At 69.3% G+C, this 16966-nt stretch carries 16 protein-coding genes; 9 read left to right on the forward strand and 7 right to left on the reverse strand.

The genetic code is table 11. The annotated features are described in order from the left end of the window. Positions 1-93: 93 nt before the first annotated feature. Positions 94-1965 carry a chromosomal replication initiator protein DnaA gene (gene dnaA, locus AB0L89_RS17405; RefSeq protein WP_365141443.1) on the reverse strand — a complete coding sequence of 624 codons (1872 nt, stop codon included), beginning with the start codon at positions 1963-1965 and terminating at the stop codon, positions 94-96. 367 nt (positions 1966-2332) lie between these two features. On the opposite strand from dnaA, the gene rpmH reads away from it, so the two are divergent. The 9 genes from rpmH (at position 2333) to AB0L89_RS17450 (ending at position 9310) form a co-directional block, all read left to right on the forward strand. Further along, positions 2333-2470 (forward strand): 50S ribosomal protein L34, encoded by a 138-nt coding sequence (gene rpmH / locus AB0L89_RS17410; RefSeq protein WP_003949374.1) that lies wholly within the window; start codon positions 2333-2335, stop codon positions 2468-2470. A gap of 21 nt (positions 2471-2491) precedes the next feature. Then, a complete protein-coding gene (rnpA, locus tag AB0L89_RS17415) occupies positions 2492-2863 on the forward strand; it encodes a ribonuclease P protein component (RefSeq protein WP_365141448.1) in 372 nt (123 codons plus the stop codon). After that, complete coding sequence (gene yidD / locus AB0L89_RS17420) at positions 2860-3225, forward strand: membrane protein insertion efficiency factor YidD (protein WP_365141451.1); 366 nt, start codon at positions 2860-2862, stop codon at positions 3223-3225. The genes rnpA and yidD overlap by 4 nt, the downstream gene beginning before the upstream one ends. A 3-nt stretch (positions 3226-3228) precedes the next feature. Next, positions 3229-4545: a membrane protein insertase YidC gene (gene yidC / locus AB0L89_RS17425; protein WP_365141455.1), complete on the forward strand. Its 1317-nt coding sequence runs from the start codon at positions 3229-3231 to the stop codon at positions 4543-4545. 14 nt (positions 4546-4559) lie between these two features. Next, positions 4560-5075 (forward strand): R3H domain-containing nucleic acid-binding protein, encoded by a 516-nt coding sequence (locus AB0L89_RS17430; protein WP_365141458.1) that lies wholly within the window; start codon positions 4560-4562, stop codon positions 5073-5075. A 100-nt stretch (positions 5076-5175) separates the two neighbouring features. Next, positions 5176-5895, forward strand: a complete 720-nt coding sequence (gene rsmG, locus AB0L89_RS17435; RefSeq protein WP_365141461.1) for a 16S rRNA (guanine(527)-N(7))-methyltransferase RsmG — start codon at positions 5176-5178, stop codon at positions 5893-5895. A gap of 301 nt (positions 5896-6196) precedes the next feature. Beyond that, entirely contained in the window at positions 6197-7273 is a 1077-nt protein-coding gene (locus AB0L89_RS17440; protein WP_079036777.1) for a ParA family protein, read from the forward strand. Beyond that, entirely contained in the window at positions 7270-8385 is a 1116-nt protein-coding gene (locus AB0L89_RS17445; protein WP_365141464.1) for a ParB/RepB/Spo0J family partition protein, read from the forward strand. The genes AB0L89_RS17440 and AB0L89_RS17445 overlap by 4 nt, the downstream gene beginning before the upstream one ends. Before the next feature lie 307 nt (positions 8386-8692). Beyond that, positions 8693-9310 (forward strand): GNAT family N-acetyltransferase, encoded by a 618-nt coding sequence (locus tag AB0L89_RS17450; protein ID WP_365141467.1) that lies wholly within the window; start codon positions 8693-8695, stop codon positions 9308-9310. Positions 9311-9397: 87 nt separating this feature from the next. On the opposite strand, the gene trxA is transcribed toward AB0L89_RS17450, so the two are convergent. The 6 genes from trxA to murJ form a co-directional block, all read right to left on the reverse strand. Then, complete coding sequence (gene trxA / locus AB0L89_RS17455) at positions 9398-9730, reverse strand: thioredoxin (RefSeq protein ID WP_365141469.1); 333 nt, start codon at positions 9728-9730, stop codon at positions 9398-9400. A gap of 42 nt (positions 9731-9772) precedes the next feature. After that, entirely contained in the window at positions 9773-10732 is a 960-nt protein-coding gene (trxB, locus tag AB0L89_RS17460) for a thioredoxin-disulfide reductase (protein WP_365141472.1), read from the reverse strand. A 226-nt stretch (positions 10733-10958) separates the two neighbouring features. Continuing rightward, on the reverse strand, positions 10959-11984 hold the full coding sequence (locus AB0L89_RS17465) for a hypothetical protein (RefSeq protein ID WP_365141475.1): 1026 nt from the start codon (positions 11982-11984) through the stop codon (positions 10959-10961). Continuing rightward, positions 11981-12715 (reverse strand): RNA polymerase sigma factor SigM, encoded by a 735-nt coding sequence (sigM, locus tag AB0L89_RS17470; RefSeq protein ID WP_365141478.1) that lies wholly within the window; start codon positions 12713-12715, stop codon positions 11981-11983. The genes AB0L89_RS17465 and sigM overlap by 4 nt, the downstream gene beginning before the upstream one ends. A 42-nt stretch (positions 12716-12757) precedes the next feature. Further along, complete coding sequence (locus AB0L89_RS17475; RefSeq protein ID WP_365141481.1) at positions 12758-14473, reverse strand: protein kinase family protein; 1716 nt, start codon at positions 14471-14473, stop codon at positions 12758-12760. Between the two features lie 119 nt (positions 14474-14592). Further along, on the reverse strand, positions 14593-16956 hold the full coding sequence (gene murJ, locus AB0L89_RS17480) for a murein biosynthesis integral membrane protein MurJ (RefSeq protein ID WP_365141484.1): 2364 nt from the start codon (positions 16954-16956) through the stop codon (positions 14593-14595). Between the last annotated feature and the right edge of the window lie 10 nt (positions 16957-16966).

Below are 16966 nucleotides of genomic sequence, written 5' to 3' on the forward strand. Positions count from 1 at the left end.
CGCGTGCCGGAGCCACCGGAACACGTCCGCACACACCAAAAGGGCGCCCCAGGAGATGTCCTGGAGCGCCCTCGGAGGCCTTCTCGGCGGCTGTCAGCCGTTCTTGATGCGGTTGGTGAGCTCGGTGACCTGGTTGTAGATGGAGCGCCGCTCGGCCATCAGCGCGCGGATCTTGCGGTCCGCGTGCATGACGGTCGTGTGGTCGCGGCCGCCGAACTGCGCGCCGATCTTCGGCAGGGAGAGGTCCGTCAGCTCGCGGCACAGGTACATCGCGATCTGGCGTGCCGTCACCAGCACGCGGCTGCGCGAGGATCCGCACAGGTCGTCCACCGTCAGGCCGAAGTAGTCGGCGGTCGCGGCCATGATGGCCGTCGCGGTGATCTCCGGAGCCGCGTCCTCACCGCCCGGGATGAGGTCCTTGAGGACGATCTCGGTGAGCCCGAGGTCCACGGGCTGCCGGTTCAGCGACGCGAACGCGGTGACCCGGATCAGCGCGCCCTCCAGCTCACGGATGTTCCGCGAGATCCGCGACGCGATGAACTCCAGGACCTCCGGCGGGGCGTTGAGCTGCTCCTGCACCGCCTTCTTACGGAGGATCGCGATACGTGTCTCCAGCTCCGGCGGCTGGACGTCGGTGATCAGTCCCCACTCGAAGCGGTTGCGCAGCCGGTCCTCCAGGGTCACCAGCTGCTTGGGCGGCCGGTCGCTGGAGAGGACGATCTGCTTGTTCGCGTTGTGGAGCGTGTTGAAGGTGTGGAAGAACTCCTCCTGCGTCGACTCCTTGTCCGCGAGGAACTGGATGTCGTCGACGAGCAGGATGTCCATCTCGCGGTAGCGCTTGCGGAAGCTGTCGCCCTTGCCGTCGCGGATGGAGTTGATGAACTCGTTGGTGAACTCCTCGGAGCTCACGTAGCGCACGCGCGTCCCGGGATAGAGGCTCCGGGCGTAGTGCCCGATCGCGTGCAGAAGATGCGTTTTGCCGAGTCCCGACTCCCCGTAGATGAAGAGCGGGTTGTACGCCTTCGCCGGCGCCTCGGCGACGGCGACCGCGGCCGCGTGCGCGAAGCGGTTCGACGCGCCGATGACGAAGGTGTCGAAGAGGTACTTCGGGTTGAGGCGCGCGGTGGGCTCGCCCGGCCCCGTCGCGGGCGCCGGCTGCGCGGCCAGCGGGCCGGGGGCGCCGCTCGACGAGGTGGGACCGACCGGGCCTCCCCGGTGCACGCCGTGGCCGTTGCCCCGGTGGTCGCCGGACGGCTCGGGCAGGTCGTGGCGCTCGCGCCGGTCCTGCGGCTCGTGGCGCTGCTGCTCGTACGGCGGGCGCTCCTGCGGCGGCTGCGAGCGGTAGTCGCGCTGCGGCGGCTGGACCGGGTTCGCGTACGGGTCGCGGTCGGGGAAGCCGAGCCGCGGCTGCTGCCAGCCGTAGTCGTCCTGCGGCGCGGGCTGCTGCGGCCAGGCGCCGGGGGTCGGGCGCTGGTAGTCCGGGTAGGCGGGCCGCGCGGTCGGCAGCTGGTCGGGCCGGCCGCCGCCCTGGTGCTCGTCGGAGGGGCGGTGTCCGTAGCTCTCGTACGACTCGCGCCCCTGCCCGGAGACGGGCGGCAGCTCGGGCTCTTCGTAGCGCTGCTGGTGATGCTGCTGTTGCTGAGGGGGCTGCTGCTGGATCGGCGGCGCCGGCGGACCCACGGGCTCGCCCACGGAGTCGTCGACCGTGATGGCGATGCGGATCGGGCGGCCGCACTCCCGGCTCAGGGTCTCGCTGACGACGGGCGCGAGACGGCCCTCCAGTACGCCCTTCGCGAATTCGTTCGGCACGGCGAGCAGCGCGGTGTCGGCGACCAGCGCCAGCGGCTGGCAGCTCCTGAGCCAGCGCTCGTCCTTCGCCTCGACGCCCTGCCCGCGGCCCTCACCCAGCAGATGTTCCAGAACTCGTGGCCACACTGCGGCAAGATCGGCAGGTACGTCAGCCACAGGGCACGCTCTCTCACGGGGTCCCACGAAGGTGTGGTTCATGGGACGGAAATCGGGATCGGCAGGGGGAAGGGAACGAATCGGAGTTCAGCCACGGTAGTCAGGGCGACGGCTGCGGTTCAAGTTGTTGTCCACAGGCTGTGCACAGTGTCTCTCCAAGGGGGCCGGTTTGACCGGATGGCGTAGCCCCGCGTACCGTAACCAGGTCGAGTTGTCGATGGCTGCTGCCGCCTGCCTCCGATGGGCAAAGATCACGATCAGTGATTGTGAAGCGGTGCACTCGGTGCGTATTCGCGAGCTTCTCGTGGGCGCACGGTGACAGCCAGGCGATGTCCCGCCATCAACGAATCATTTCTGGAGCCCCCGAGTGAGCAAGCGCACCTTCCAGCCGAACAACCGTCGTCGCGCCAAGACCCACGGCTTCCGGCTGCGCATGCGCACCCGTGCCGGCCGCGCGATTCTCGCGTCCCGCCGTGGCAAGGGTCGCGCCCGCCTGTCCGCCTGATCCCAGTCAGGTCATGACGTCGTGCTGCCTACCGAGCATCGGCTGAGGCGGCGCGAAGACTTCGCGACCGCTGTACGCCGAGGGCGCCGGGCCGGACGCCCGCTCCTCGTCGTACATCTACGTAGCGGTGCAACGGACCCGCACGTGCCGGGGGAGAGCTCTCCTCCGACACGTGCGGGTTTCGTCGTCAGCAAGGCCGTGGGCGGAGCGGTCGTACGCAACAGCGTGAAGCGCAGGCTTCGCCACCTGATGCGCGACCGGTTGGCCCTGGTGCCCCCCGGTAGCCTGGTAGTCGTACGAGCGCTGCCCGGAGCGGGCGACGCCGACCACGCACAGCTGGCCCGAGACCTGGACACCGCCTTGCAGCGGTTGCTCGGAGGGGGCGCGCGATGAAGTACCCGCTGCTGGCTCTGATCAAGCTGTACCAGTGGACGATCAGTCCACTGCTGGGCCCAGTGTGCAAGTACTACCCGTCGTGTTCCCGCTACGGCTACCTGGCCATCGACCGGCACGGTGCGATCAAGGGAACGGCGCTCACCGCCTGGCGCATTCTGCGGTGCAATCCGTGGTCGCTCGGCGGTGTCGATCATGTTCCGCCGCGCAAGCGTCCGCGGTGGCACGAGATGCTGCGCGCTGCCTGGCGCGAACGCAAGGGCGGGCCCTCCGCCGCAGGCGTGCCGACCGGAGATCTCCCCCGAGAGACCCGAGCGACGGCCGCCGAGACCGAGACCCCGTCCCATGCTCAAGGAGCCTGATTAGTGGACACGATTGCCAGTCTCTTCAGCTTTATCACGACACCAGTCTCGTGGGTCATCGTCCAGTTCCACTCGGTGTACGGGAAGATCTTCGGTCCCGACACGGGCTGGGCCTGGGGCCTGTCCATCGTGTCCCTGGTGATCCTGATCCGGATCTGCCTGATCCCGCTCTTCGTGAAGCAGATCAAGGCCACTCGGGCGATGCAGACGCTGCAGCCCGAGATGAAGAAGATCCAGGAGCGCTACAAGAGCGACAAGCAGCGCCAGTCCGAAGAGATGATGAAGCTGTACAAGGAGTCGGGTACCAACCCGCTCTCCTCGTGCCTTCCCATCCTGGCGCAGTCGCCGTTCTTCTTCGCCCTGTACCACGTGCTCAACGGCATCGCCACGGGCAAGACGATCGGTGTCATCGACGACCAGCTCCTGGAGAGCGCGCGTAAGGCGCACATCGTCGGCGCCCCGCTGGCCGCGAAGTTCACCGACAGCGCGGACAAGGTCGCCTCGCTGGGTGCCACGCTGACGGACGTCCGCGTCGTCACCGCGATCATGATCATCCTGATGTCGGCGTCGCAGTTCTTCACGCAGCGCCAGCTGATGACGAAGAACGTGGACACGACGGTCAAGACGCCGTTCATGCAGCAGCAGAAGCTGCTGATGTACGTCTTCCCGATCATGTTCGCCGTGTTCGGCATCAACTTCCCCGTCGGTGTCCTCGTCTACTGGCTGACCACCAACGTGTGGACCATGGGCCAGCAGATGTACGTGATCCGCCAGAACCCGACGCCGGGCTCCAAGGCCCAGGCCGCCTTCCTGGAGCGTCTCGGGAAGCAGATCGAGCACACCCAGAAGGTGCGGGGCCGCGGCAAGACCAACGTCATCAAGGCGATCGTCGCCAAGGGCCGGGACCGCAACGAGTTCGAGCGGAAGTTCATCAACGGCCTGAGCAAGGCCGGACTCTCCGCCCAGGCCGACGGCACCATCGTCCAGAGCGAGGCGGCCGTCGCCACGGAGACCGAGGACGGCTCGCCCGCCGCCGGTACGCCAAAGCGTCAGCAGCCCAAGCGCCAGAGCAAGGCCAAGCGCCAGTCCGGCAGCACCACGCAGGCGGGCGCCAAGACGGACGCCCCCGCGGACGAGCCCGCCGAGACGAAGCCCTCCCTGGACAAGGCCGACAAGCCCCAGGGCGACGCCCCCAAGACCAAGCAGGCCGGCGGCAGCACGACGGGCGACAAGCCCGGCGCCGGTCAGCGCAGCCGAGCCAAGTCGGGACAGCAGCGCAAGGGCCAGCAGCGGCCCAAGCACCCGTCCTCCAAGAAGTAGAAGGAGCCCATCCCGTGACGGAAGGCACCACCACCTCCGCCGCAGCTGAGGCCGGCGACACCCTCTCCCGCCTCGAGCAGGAGGGCGAGATCGCGGCGGACTACCTCGAGGGTCTGCTGGACATCGCCGACCTCGACGGCGACATCGACATGGACGTCGAGGCCGACCGGGCCGCTGTGTCGATCATCAGCGACTCCGGCAGCCGCGACCTGCAGAAGCTGGTCGGCCGTGACGGCGAGGTCCTGGAGGCGCTCCAGGAGCTCACGCGTCTCGCCGTGCACCGCGAGACCGGCGACCGCAGCCGCCTGATGCTGGACATCGCGGGCTATCGCGCCAAGAAGCGCGAGGAGCTGTCCGAGCTGGGCGCCAAGGCCGCGGCCGAGGTGAAGAGCTCGGGCGAGCCGGTCAAGCTCAAGCCGATGACGCCGTTCGAGCGCAAGGTCGTGCATGATGCGGTCAAGGCCGCCGGCCTGCGCAGCGAGTCCGAGGGCGAGGAGCCGCAGCGCTTCGTCGTCGTGCTGCCCGCCTGATCGGCCCAGCGCATTCCCGGCCCCGTCTGTTCGCAGGCGGGGCCGATCTTTGTCAGCCTGTTAGTCAGCCACCCCAGTGCGGTACGGAAGGACGGTCCCCGTGACGGAGGCAGCGGAGCTCCCCCCGGCGCCGGAAGAGGCCCGGACAGTATTCGGTGATCGCTTCCCGGACGCGGTCAGGTACGCGGAGCTGCTCGCCGATGCGGGAGTGCAGAGAGGCCTCATCGGCCCTCGCGAAGTGCCCCGTCTGTGGGAGCGGCACCTGCTGAACTGCGCGGTGCTCTCGGAGGTCGTGCCCGAGGGAGTCACAGTCTGCGACGTCGGCTCCGGCGCCGGCCTTCCCGGCATCCCGCTGGCCCTGGTCCGTCCGGACCTCAAGATCACGCTCCTTGAGCCGCTGCTGCGGCGCACGAACTTCCTCACCGAGGTCGTCGAACTGCTCGGCCTCGACCATGTGACGGTCGTGCGGGGCCGCGCCGAGGAAGTCCTCGGCAAGCTGCCTCCGGTCCACGTAGTGACCGCGCGCGCCGTCGCGCCGCTGGACCGTCTGGCGGCCTGGGGCGTTCCGCTGCTCCGTCCGTACGGGGAGATGCTGCTCCTCAAGGGCGACACCGCCGAGGAAGAGGTCAAGGCAGCGGGAGCCGCCCTGAGCAAGCTCGGCGCGGTGGACACTTCCGTCCTCCAGGTCGGTGAGGGCGTGGTGGATCCGCAGTCCACGGTCGTGCGCGTCGAGGTCGGGGAGAGCCCCGGCGGTGTGCGCTTCGCCGCCAAGCGGGCGAAGGCCGCTCGCGCAGGGCGCGCTCGGCGCCGACGCGGCTGACCGAACCCCATTCCGCTCGTCGTGACCCAGTGCCTCTGATCCGTCCTGACGACGAGCCGTACTCCACAAAAGCTGTCAAACGTATACATACCGGGGTGTCGCACCAGCGGCACCCCGGCTGCCGTGCATCGTGTTTCACGTGAAACGTCGCTCACTGCTGCATGGCATCATCAGTCGCGGCCGCGCTGCGGAACCCCGCGACCGTCGACCACTCGGTTCCCTCGATAAGGGCACGGAGTTGTCCACAGAGGTGGATTCGTCCACAGAAGCCAGGGCCTCGCTGGTTCACGAACCCGAAAGCATGGGAGGCTCTGTTCATTGCGAGCCTGATGTCGAGGAGAGTGAATCCTTGCGGTCCGACGCCAACATCGCGGGACCGATGACCGATCCGGTCCCCGGTCCCCGTACCGAGTCGGCGGGGGAGGATGTTTCACGTGAAACACCGACCCCGATGGACGACACACCCATCGGTCGTGCTGCCCAACTGGCGGTGGAAGCACTCGGCCGCGCAGGCGAGGGCCTGCCCCGCCCCGAGCAGACCCGCGTCATGGTGGTCGCCAACCAGAAGGGCGGGGTGGGCAAGACGACGACGACCGTCAATCTCGCTGCCTCGCTCGCTCTGCACGGCGCACGGGTCCTGGTGATCGACCTCGACCCGCAGGGCAATGCCTCCACGGCTCTCGGTATCGATCACCACGCCGAAGTCCCCTCCATCTACGACGTCTTGGTCGAGAGCAAGCCGCTGGCCGAGGTCGTCCAGCCGGTTCCCGACGTCGAGGGTCTCTTCTGTGCCCCCGCCACCATCGATCTCGCCGGTGCGGAGATCGAGCTGGTGTCTCTGGTGGCGCGGGAGAGCCGGCTGCAGCGAGCGATCCAGGCGTACGAGCAGCCGTTGGACTACATCCTCATCGACTGCCCGCCGTCGCTGGGCCTCCTGACGGTCAACGCCCTGGTGGCCGGCGCAGAGGTGCTGATCCCGATCCAGTGCGAGTACTACGCGCTGGAAGGCCTCGGCCAGCTGCTGCGCAACGTCGATCTGGTGCGGGGTCACCTCAACCCGAACCTGCATGTGTCGACGATCCTGCTCACCATGTACGACGGCAGGACCCGTCTCGCCTCCCAGGTGGCGGACGAGGTGCGCAACCACTTCGGCGACGAGGTCCTGAGGACGAGCATCCCGCGCTCGGTGCGCATCTCCGAGGCGCCGAGCTACGGCCAGACGGTGCTCACCTACGATCCCGGATCGAGCGGCGCTCTCTCCTACTTCGAAGCGGCACGTGAGATCGCGCTGCGCGGAGTCGGGGTGCGCTACGACGTCCAGCACGCCCACTCGGGCGCTCAGAACGACCAGCAGAGCATGACGGAGGGGATGCAGTGAGCGAGCGACGGAGAGGGCTGGGGCGAGGCCTCGGCGCCTTGATCCCTGCAGCCCCGACGGAGAAGCAGCCCCCGCAGACCGTGAGCGGGGCCTCGACCTCCCCCACGGCCGTGCCCGTGCTCACGGCCGAGCGCGGTGTGGCGGCCGCGAAGGTGACGGCGCTTCCACAGAGCCCCGTTTCACATGAAACGGCGGAGCCGCCCCAGCGGGCGGCGGAGGCGCCGGAGACCGCGACCGTGGCCGGTGCGCACTTCGCCGAGCTTCCGCTGGACTCCATCAAGCCCAACCCGCGGCAGCCGCGTGAGGTCTTCGACGAGGACGCCCTCGCGGAGCTGGTGACCTCCATCAAGGAGGTCGGGCTCCTCCAGCCGGTCGTCGTGCGGCAGTTGGGCCCGGCGCGCTATGAGCTCATCATGGGTGAGCGGCGCTGGCGGGCCTGCCGTGAGGCGGGACTGGAGCGCATCCCCGCGATCGTGCGGGCCACCGAGGACGAGAAGCTCCTCCTGGACGCGCTGCTGGAGAACCTGCACCGCGCTCAGCTGAACCCGCTGGAAGAGGCCGCGGCCTACGACCAGTTGCTGAAGGACTTCAACTGCACGCACGACCAGCTGGCGGACCGCATCGGCCGGTCCCGTCCGCAGGTCTCCAACACGCTGCGGCTGCTGAAGCTGTCGCCGGCGGTGCAGCGCAGGGTCGCCGCCGGGGTCCTCTCCGCAGGACACGCCCGTGCGCTGCTCTCCGTCGAGGACTCGGAGGAGCAGGACAGGCTCGCCCACCGGATCGTGGCCGAAGGCCTCTCGGTGCGTGCCGTCGAGGAGATCGTGACCCTCATGGGGTCCCGGCCGCAGAGCGCTCCGAAGTCCAAGGGGCCCCGGGCCGGCACTCGGCTCTCCCCGGCGCTGAGCGGTCTCGCCACCCGACTTTCGGACCGGTTCGAGACCCGGGTGCGGGTGGACCTGGGCCAGAAGAAGGGCAAGATCGTCGTCGACTTCGCCTCTCTGGAGGACCTGGAGCGCATCCTCAGCACGCTGGCTCCGGGAGAGGGGCCCGTCCTGAAGAACGGCCTCGCCGAGGACGCCTCCGACGAGGACAACGAGGACGGCAAGGCCTGATCCTCAGAGCTCGGCACCGCGAGAGCGGGCCGTGTCCGGTCTGTACCGGAACACGGCCCGCTCTTTGCTTTCTTACGGTATCGATGCAATCACATCGTGGATACGATGCCGTCGGGTATGGCGCATCCACCTGACGGCACCTCATTGGGGAGGCGGGGGCCATGCGAGCGATGAGCCGCACCGGACTGATGACCGCGAGCCTCGGCCTGGGAGCGGTCGGCGGCTTCGTCGGCAGCCTGCTCAGGGAACGCAGTGCTCTGACAGCCGCTCGCAGCGCGGCGGGCGAAGGAAATGAGGAACTGCCGTCATGGGGCGTCGGCTCGTACCGCTCACGCTGGACAATCTCCCGGACCTCCCCAACCGCTGCCGCGCGTGCGTCTTCTGGGAGCTGGACCCGGTCAGCGGCCAGGCCGCGGTAAAGGCCGGCACCCCGGAGCTGGAGAAGGAAGCCTGGATCTCCGCGGTCCTGCTGGAGTGGGGATCCTGCGGCCGGGTCGTCTACGTCGACGACGTGCCGGTGGGCTTCGTGCTCTACGCACCGCCGGCGTATGTCCCGCGCTCCACCGCGTTTCCCACGAGCCCTGTCTCGCCCGACGCCGTGCAACTGATGACGGCCTGGATCATGCCCGGCTATCAGGGGCAGGGGTTGGGCAGAGTGATCGTCCAGACGGTCGCGAAGGATCTCCTGCGCCGAGGGTTCAAGGCGATCGAGGCCTTCGGCGACGCACGGTGGGAGAAGCCGGCGTGTGTCCTGCCCGCGGAGCATCTTCTGGCGGTGGGCTTCAAGACGGTCCGGCCGCACCCCGCCTATCCGCGGCTGCGGCTCGAGCTGCGTACGACGATCTCCTGGAAGGAGGACGTCGAGCTGGCGCTCGACCGTCTGCTGGGAGCCGTACAGAAGGAGCCTGCGTTGCGGCCGCTGTGACGCCCGCGCCCGGCCCTTGAACGGCGAATGGACCAGCCCCCGCAGGGACTGGTCCATTCGTGTTTCACGTGAAACATCGCCGCCGAGTTACTCGGCGATGAAGTCCGCGAGGTCCCTCTCGATCGCGGCCTTCGGCTTGGCGCCGACGATCGTCTTGGCCACCTCGCCACCCTGGTACACGTTCAGGGTCGGGATGGACATGACGCCGTACTTGGCGGCCGTGCCGGGGTTCTCGTCGATGTTGAGCTTGACGATCTCGATCTTGTCGCCGTGCTCGGCCGCGATCGCCTCGAGGGACGGGGCGATCTGGCGGCACGGACCGCACCAGGCGGCCCAGAAGTCCACCAGTACGGGCTTGTCGTTCTTGAGGACGTCCTCCTCGAAGGAGGCGTCGGTCACGTTCTTCAGGGTGCCGGCCACGGCAGTCTCCTTAACTTGGTGCGGTGGGGAAGAAGCGGGGGGTCAGACGGTGGCAGCCGCGGTCTCGCTGTCGGCGAGAGCAGCGAGGAAACGCTCGGCGTCGAGGGCGGCGGAGCAGCCGGTGCCGGCCGCCGTGATCGCCTGGCGGTACGTGTGGTCGACGACGTCACCGGCGCCGAAGACACCGGTCAGGTTCGTCCGGGTCGAGGGCGCCTCGACCTTCAGGTAGCCCTCGTCGTCCAGCTCCAGCTGGCCCTTGAAGAGCTCCGTGCGCGGGTCGTGGCCGATCGCGATGAACAGGCCGGTCACCGGCAGCTCGGACGTCTCGCCGGTCTTGAGGTTGCGCAGCGTCAGACCGGAGAGCTTCTGCTCGCCCTTGACCTCGGCGACCTCGCTGTCCCAGATGAACTTGATCTTCGGGTCGGCGAAGGCGCGCTCCTGCATCGCCTTGGAGGCGCGCAGGCTGTCGCGGCGGTGCACGATGGTCACGGACTTGGCGAAGCGCGAGAGGAAGGTGGCCTCCTCCATCGCGGTGTCGCCGCCGCCGATCACGGCGATGTCCTGGTCCTTGAAGAAGAACCCGTCGCACGTGGCGCACCAGGAGACACCGCGTCCGGAGAGAGCGTCCTCGTTCGGGAGGCCGAGCTTGCGGTGCTGCGAGCCGGTCGTGACGATGACTGCCTTCGCGCGGTGCACGGTGCCCGCGGTGTCCGTCACGGTCTTGATCTCGCCGCTGAGGTCGACGGCGACGACATCGTCGGGGACGAGCTCGGCGCCGAAGCGCTCGGCCTGGGCCCGCATGTTGTCCATGAGCTCGGGGCCCATGACGCCGTCCTGGAAGCCGGGGAAGTTCTCCACCTCGGTGGTGTTCATCAGCGCACCGCCGGCGGTGACGGCGCCCTCGAACACCAGCGGCTTCAGCGACGCGCGCGCGGTGTAGAGCGCCGCCGTGTAGCCGGCGGGCCCGGAGCCGATGATGATCACGTTACGGACGTCGGTCACGGCTTGATTCCTCGTCTCTGGGGACTGCTGCGTACTGCGCGGGGGTGCCTGTCTCAGGACTCTCACCCCACCCAACGGATCCTACGGGGCTTGCATTCCCCGACGTGTCCGAGCGCACGGAAGCGTGTCAGGGCGGGAGGGTGCCATGCACCACAAGACTGCTGGCCGCAGCGTCGAGCGCACGTAAAGAGCGCCGTGAAAATCCGGGCTGGTGGTGCCCGCGACGTCAGCTCCGGGGGTACGAGTGCGTCTCGAGGACCTTGCCCGTCGACGGCGAAGACTTGCCGACACAGGCGGCGTCGACGACGTACGCGGAGACCTTGGTGCTGTCCGATTCATGGGGCACCACGACGAGGTAGGCCCGCTTGTCTTCGTAGGAGCCCTCTTCGGCGGCGAGAGGCGTCTTGTCGCCGATGCCGCGCTGAATGCACTCCGGCACCTGGACCGAGGACTGCTCGTGCACCGGGTCCTTCGACTTGGGTGACTCCGGGCTGGAGCGCGTGTCGAAGGACGGTGTCGACTCTTCGACCTTCCCTCCGACGTCCTTGGAGCCCTTGACGGGGGTCTTGGCCAGGAGGTCGGCGACTTGTCCCTTGAGCTTGCCCTCGGAGAAGGAGTTCGCGGAGTTCTGGCGTCCCGGTGTCTCTCCGGTCGTCCCTGAGTCGCTGCCCAGGGTCTGGATCAGCAAGGAGCCGAGGCCGATCGCGGCCGCGGTGAAGACAGCGCCGAGCACGGCGGTACGCCGACGCGTCCTGCGCAGTCGGCCGCCGCGTCCCGGGCCGGTGGTGGCCGCACGGGGGTGTCCGGCCGGCCGATCGACGGTGCCGGAGGACGTGGAGGACGAGGAAGCGGGCGATGTTTCACGTGAAACACGACTGGCGGTCGACGACGAAGAGCCGGACGCCCTTACGGTCGCCGCCTCGGCTGCGGGCTCGGACATCGATTCGGACGGTGCACCGGACGTCACTTCCGCCGTGAGAAGGCCGTCGGAAGCGGTGGAGTCCAGTAGTGCTTCGGCGGCCAGCGCGGCGTCGATGCGCCCCGCGACATCGGCGGGCATGCGCGGCGGGCCCGGCAAGGTGCCGAGCATGCCGCGGATCTCCTCCAGCGAGGCGTAGACGTCGGCGCAGAGCTCGCAGCTGTCCAGGTGCTGTCGCACGTCGCTCGTACGCGACGGAGAGAGCAGACCTTCGGTCAGATCGGAGATCTCAGTGACTTCCGGGTGCCCGGCCGAGTCGGTCGTGGTTGTCACGCTCGCCCACCTCCGCCCTTCACGGCAGCTGAATCGCTTGGTCCTGTATCCCGTGGCCCTGCTGCCGGTGGGACGGATGTCCCCTGCGTCCGGTTCCTTCCTGAGCCGGGCTTCTTGCTTCCGTTGTCGTCGCCGCTGTCCCTGTTCCGCGTGGGTGCTTCCGTGCGCAGGTGTGTGAGCAGCGGCAGCAGTCTGGCTCTGCCGCGTGCGCAGCGGCTCTTGACCGTGCCGGTGGGGACGTCGAGGACCCGGGCCGCCTCGGCCACCGGGTAGCCCTGCATGTCGACCAGGACGAGGGCGGCACGCTGATCGTGCGGGAGCGTGCCCAGCGCCTCCACGAGCTCTCGGTGCACATCGCCCCGCTCGACCGGAGCGGCCGCCGACTCCTCCGGCTCCAGGAGCTGCTCCAGCCGTTCGGTGTCGTCGATCGGGGAGGTCTTGCGCGAGGCCGCCTTGCGGGCCCGGTCGAGACAGGCGTTCACGGTGATCCGGTGCAGCCACGTCGTCACGGCCGACTGGCCGCGGAACGTGTGCGCCGCGCGGTAGGCGGAGACCAGCGCGTCCTGCACCGCGTCGGCCGCTTCCTCGCGGTCCCCCAGCGTGCGCAGGGCGACGGCCCACAGCCGGTCGCGGTGGCGCCGCACCAGCTCACCGAAGGCGTCCTTGTCGCCGGCCACATGGCAGGCGAGGAGGTCCTGGTCGCTCATGTCACCGTGCGCGGTGCCGTCCACCGAACCCCCTCCTCCCCCTGTGAGCCTCGTCGAGCCGGTCGCTCAGCCCTTGAACTTCACGTCCGTGATGCCTTGCTTGAATCCCGCCCCGTAGTACCCGTCCGTGCCGGAGTTCGGCACCTCGGTCATCCACAGGAGCACGTACCGCGCCTTCACGGGCTTCTTGGCCGCGATCTTCAGATTCTTGCCCGATGTGGTGGCGTTAGCGATCTTCTTCATGGACTCGATGCCCGCGGAAGGCGTCAGCGAATCCGTCGCGTACAGCGCGGCCGTGGTGCGGTTGCCGCCGTAGCGAAGGCCTATCGACGCCTCGGAGACGTTCTGTTCGGAACCGAGGTCGTAGACGATACCGACACCGGGCTTGTACGGCGCGAGCTTCGGGCCGTCGTTGAACGTCTTGGTGCGCCAGAGCGTGGCCGGGTCATTGTCGTAGGTGTTGCCGACGGTCTCCGAGCTCTGGACGCGGCCATCCAGTGAGAACTCCTCGGCACCCTTGACGGCGATCGGCTTCTTGGGCCGGGGCTGGCCCTTGTCGCCGCCGTCATTGGTGTGGGACGTGCCGGGGTCATCGGAGTTCTCGCGGTCCATCAGGGCGTCCGCCAGCTGCCAGCTGCCCAGACCGAGCGCGGCGATGAGGAGTGCGGACACGGCCCACTTCAGGGCCCGGCCCGTACGGCTCTGCAGCGGGGGCGGCGGGGCCTGTACGGGCTGCGTGGCACCCGGAGGCGCGGTGCGGCCGTACGTGCCCTGCTGGTAGGTGGTGCGCTGGTACTCCGGCGGCGCGGTGAAGGCGGGCTCCGGCGGGCGGATGCGAGGCATCTCGCCGATGGCCTTCACCAGCTCCTCCGGCGTCGTGCACGGCGGGTCCTGGCGGGACGCGGTCGCGCCGTCGTTGACGAGCGCGCGCATGGCGAGCTCGGAGAGGCCGCGATGGACGCCCGCGCGCACCTGGTCGGGGGCGATGAGCCCGACGCCCTTGGGAAGCCCGGAGAGGCCGTACGCGTCGTCCTCGTAGGGCCAGCGCTGGGTCAGCGAGGCGTACAGAAGTGCGCCGATCGCCTCGGTGTCCGTGCGCTGGGGGGTGTCGGAGCTGATGCCGCGCAGCGCGGCGTTCACGGCGAGGCCGCGGATGCGGTACTGGCCGGTGGACGTGCGCAGGACGGCGCTCGGCGTCAGCCGCAGATGCGCGAGGCCCTCGCGGTGCGCGGCGGCCATGGCCTGGGAGACCTGGCTGACGAGCTGGTACGCGTCGTGGGCCTCGAGCGGGGCCGCGGCGAGGAGCGTGGTCAGCTCCGTGGCGTCCGGGAGCCACTCGTGCACCACGTAGACGAGGTCGTTCTCCTCGACCGCGTCCAGGACCTGGACGAACCGCGGGTCGCCGAGCAGCGCCGAGGAACGGGCCGCGGCGAGCACCGAGCGGGCCCGGGGATGATCCGCGGGCAGGAGATGCACGCCGACGGCTCGGCGGAGCTTCTCGTCCACCGCGCGCCAGCTACTGAAACCGTCCAGACGGGTGACGCACTCCTCCAGGCGATAGCGTCTGGCGAGCTTGTGGCCACTGTGCAGTTCCGGGGGTGAGGAGGCCCCGCGGCCCGTGGGCGTGTCGGTCTTCTTCTCCGCCGCGTCTTCGTCTGCTGCCGTGTCCCGCTCCCGGGTCTGGGCCACCCCGTCGGCCGTGGCCTGCTCCGCCTTGGCGGTCAGCGGCTCGTCACCGCTGTTGTCTGCCACGTCGACGGCAGACGTGCTCCGTTCCGCCACCGTCGTTCCTGCCTCCCCATCCATTGCGCTTCGTCAGACGCCAAAGCCAATTGTGCCCACAGTCCGGCGCTATGCACGACACGCGGTGGCCCACGATGGTTGTGCGAACCCCGTTCGTCTCAGCGGCCGAGACGCCCGCGGACCATGCCGACCATCGAGTTGAGCTCCGCGATGCGCATGCGCTTCGCCGCGACGAAGAAAACTCCGAGCAGTACGGCACCACCGGCGATCAGTGCGGCCAAGGACCCGAGGACCCCCTGTCCGAGGCCCTGGGTGACCGCGTACGCGGCGCCGCCGCCGAGCAGCGCCGCGGGCACCGCGGCGATACCGAGACGGGCGTAGGTGCGCAGCACGTGGACGCCGTCCAGATCGCCGCCGAGGCGCTTGCGCAGCCGGCGCCAGGCGACGCCCACGCCGATGGCGTACGCGAGGCCGTACACGGCCGCCATGCCGGTGACCGCCCAGCGGGTCGGCAGCACCATGTAGCAGGCCGCCGATGCGGCCGCGTTGACGGCGGCGACGATGACCGTGTTGTAGAAGGGCGTCCGGGTGTCCTCGTAGGCGTAGAACGCGCGCAGCACGACGTACTGCACGGAGTAGGGGATCAGGCCGAGGCCGAAGGCCATCAGCATGAAGCCCATGTTCGTGGCCTGGGCGCTGCCCGAGGAGCCGAAGATCAGGGTGCACATCGGGATGCCGAGCGCGACGAACCCGAAGGCGATCGGGACGATCGCCACGGCCGTGGTGCGCAGGCCCTGCGAGATGTCGTCGCGGACCGCGCCGGTGTCCCCGTCGTGCGCGGACCGGGACAGCCGGGGCAGCAGGGCCGCCATGAGGGAGACCGTGATGATGGCCTGCGGCAGGCCCCAGATGAGCTGGGCGTTCGCGTAGGCGGCGAAGCCGATGCCGCTGGTTGAGGGCAGGTCGGTGGTGGCCGCGGTGGCCAGCTGGGTGACGACGAGCGCGCCCGCCTGGTTGGCCAGGACGAAGAGGATGGTCCACTTGGCGAGCTTGGCGGCCTTCCCCAGGCCGTGGCCCTTCCAGTCGAAGCGGGGACGCAGCCGGAACCCGGTCTCGCGCAGGTACGGGATCATCGCCAGCGCCTGGACGACCAGGCCCAGCAGGATGCCGACGCCGAGGAGCTTCTCGGCCTGCGGCGGGATGCTGTTCACGGTCATGCCGGACTCGGCCGACGACCCGTACACCCAGATGAACATGCCGAGCGTGAAGATGATGACGATGTTGTTCAGGACCGGCGTCCACATCATGGCGCCGAACCTGCCGCGCGCGTTGAGGATCTGCCCCATCACCACGTGGACGCCCATGAAGAAGATCGAGGGCAGGAAGTAGCGGAGCAGCGTGGTGCCGACCTCGGTGGCCGCCGGGTCGTTCGCGACCGGTACGGACATCACCTTGACCAGTTGCGGGGCCAGGACGATGCCCAGGACGGTGAGCACACCGAGCGCCACCATCACGAGCGTCAGCAGGCGGTTGGCATAGGCCTCGCCGCCGTCCTCGTCCTCCTTCATGGAGCGCACCAGCTGCGGTACGAACACGGAGTTGAGGCCGCCGCCGACGGTGAGGATGTAGATCATCGTCGGGATCTGGTAGACGACCTGGAAGGTGTCACCCAGGAGGCCGACGCCGAGCGCCGAGACGATCAGGGCGGAGCGGATGAAGCCGGTGAGACGCGAGACGAGCGTGCCGGCCGCCATGACGGCGCTCGACTTCAGCAGGCTCGACGCGCGGCCGCCCGACTTGGGGGCGGGGGCAGGCGCGGGAGCGGGCGCCGGGGGCGCCGCGGGGGCGGGCACGACCGGCTGCTCCGCCTGCGGGTAGCCGCCGTCGACGGGCTGCTGCTGGTAGGCGCCGGGCTGCTGGTAGCCGTTGTCCTGGGGGTACGCGGTGCCCTGCTGGTACCCGTCGCCCTGCTGATAGCCGTTGTTCTGGGGGTAGCCGCTCTGTTGCTGCTGGCCCTGGTAGCCGTGCTGCTGGCTGCGGTAGCCGCCGGGCTGCTGGTCGCGGAAGAGGTGGGCGAAGGCGTCCGGCTCGTGGTGCTCCTCGCCGGCCTGGGTGACCAGGTCGTCGACGCCCACGAACTGCGTCGTGCGGGCGTCGTCGCCGTACGGGAGGTGCCGGGTCGGGCCCTCCGGCTCGGGGGCCGGGGTCTGGGCCCACACGCGGGGGTCCGGGGCGTGCTGCGAGGCGGGCGGCTGTCCGTAGAGCGGTTGCTGCTGCTGATAGGTGCCGGGCGGCGGCGGAGGGTGTGCCGCGCGGTCGTAGAGCGCCTCCGTCACCGGGTCCTGGGCGGAGAGGTCCTGCGCCCGGTAGGGGTCCTGGTCGTAGGCGTCCTGGAGATACATGTCCGGCGCAGGCTGCGGCGGCGGCACCTGCCCGTGCTCGGGGGAGCCGGGCGGCGGGCCCCCGGGCGAGGCGGAACCGCCCGCGCCCTGGCCACGGTCACCGTCGTACGGCGCGTTCATGGTTACCCCA

Source organism: Streptomyces sp. NPDC052114 (assembly GCF_040680155.1).
Taxonomy (GTDB): Bacteria; Actinomycetota; Actinomycetes; order Streptomycetales; family Streptomycetaceae; genus Streptomyces.

Bases quoted from the DNA above. Each gene is read 5' to 3' on its own strand.
- yidD (WP_365141451.1), top strand. From the start codon at position 2,860: ATGAAGTACCCGCTGCTGGCTCTGATCAAGCTGTACCAGTGGACGATC.
- AB0L89_RS17440 (WP_079036777.1), top strand. From the start codon at position 6,197: ATGGGAGGCTCTGTTCATTGCGAGCCTGATGTCGAGGAGAGTGAATCC.
- AB0L89_RS17450 (WP_365141467.1), top strand. From the start codon at position 8,693: ATGGGGCGTCGGCTCGTACCGCTCACGCTGGACAATCTCCCGGACCTC.
- murJ (WP_365141484.1), bottom strand. From the start codon at position 16,956: ATGAACGCGCCGTACGACGGTGACCGTGGCCAGGGCGCGGGCGGTTCC.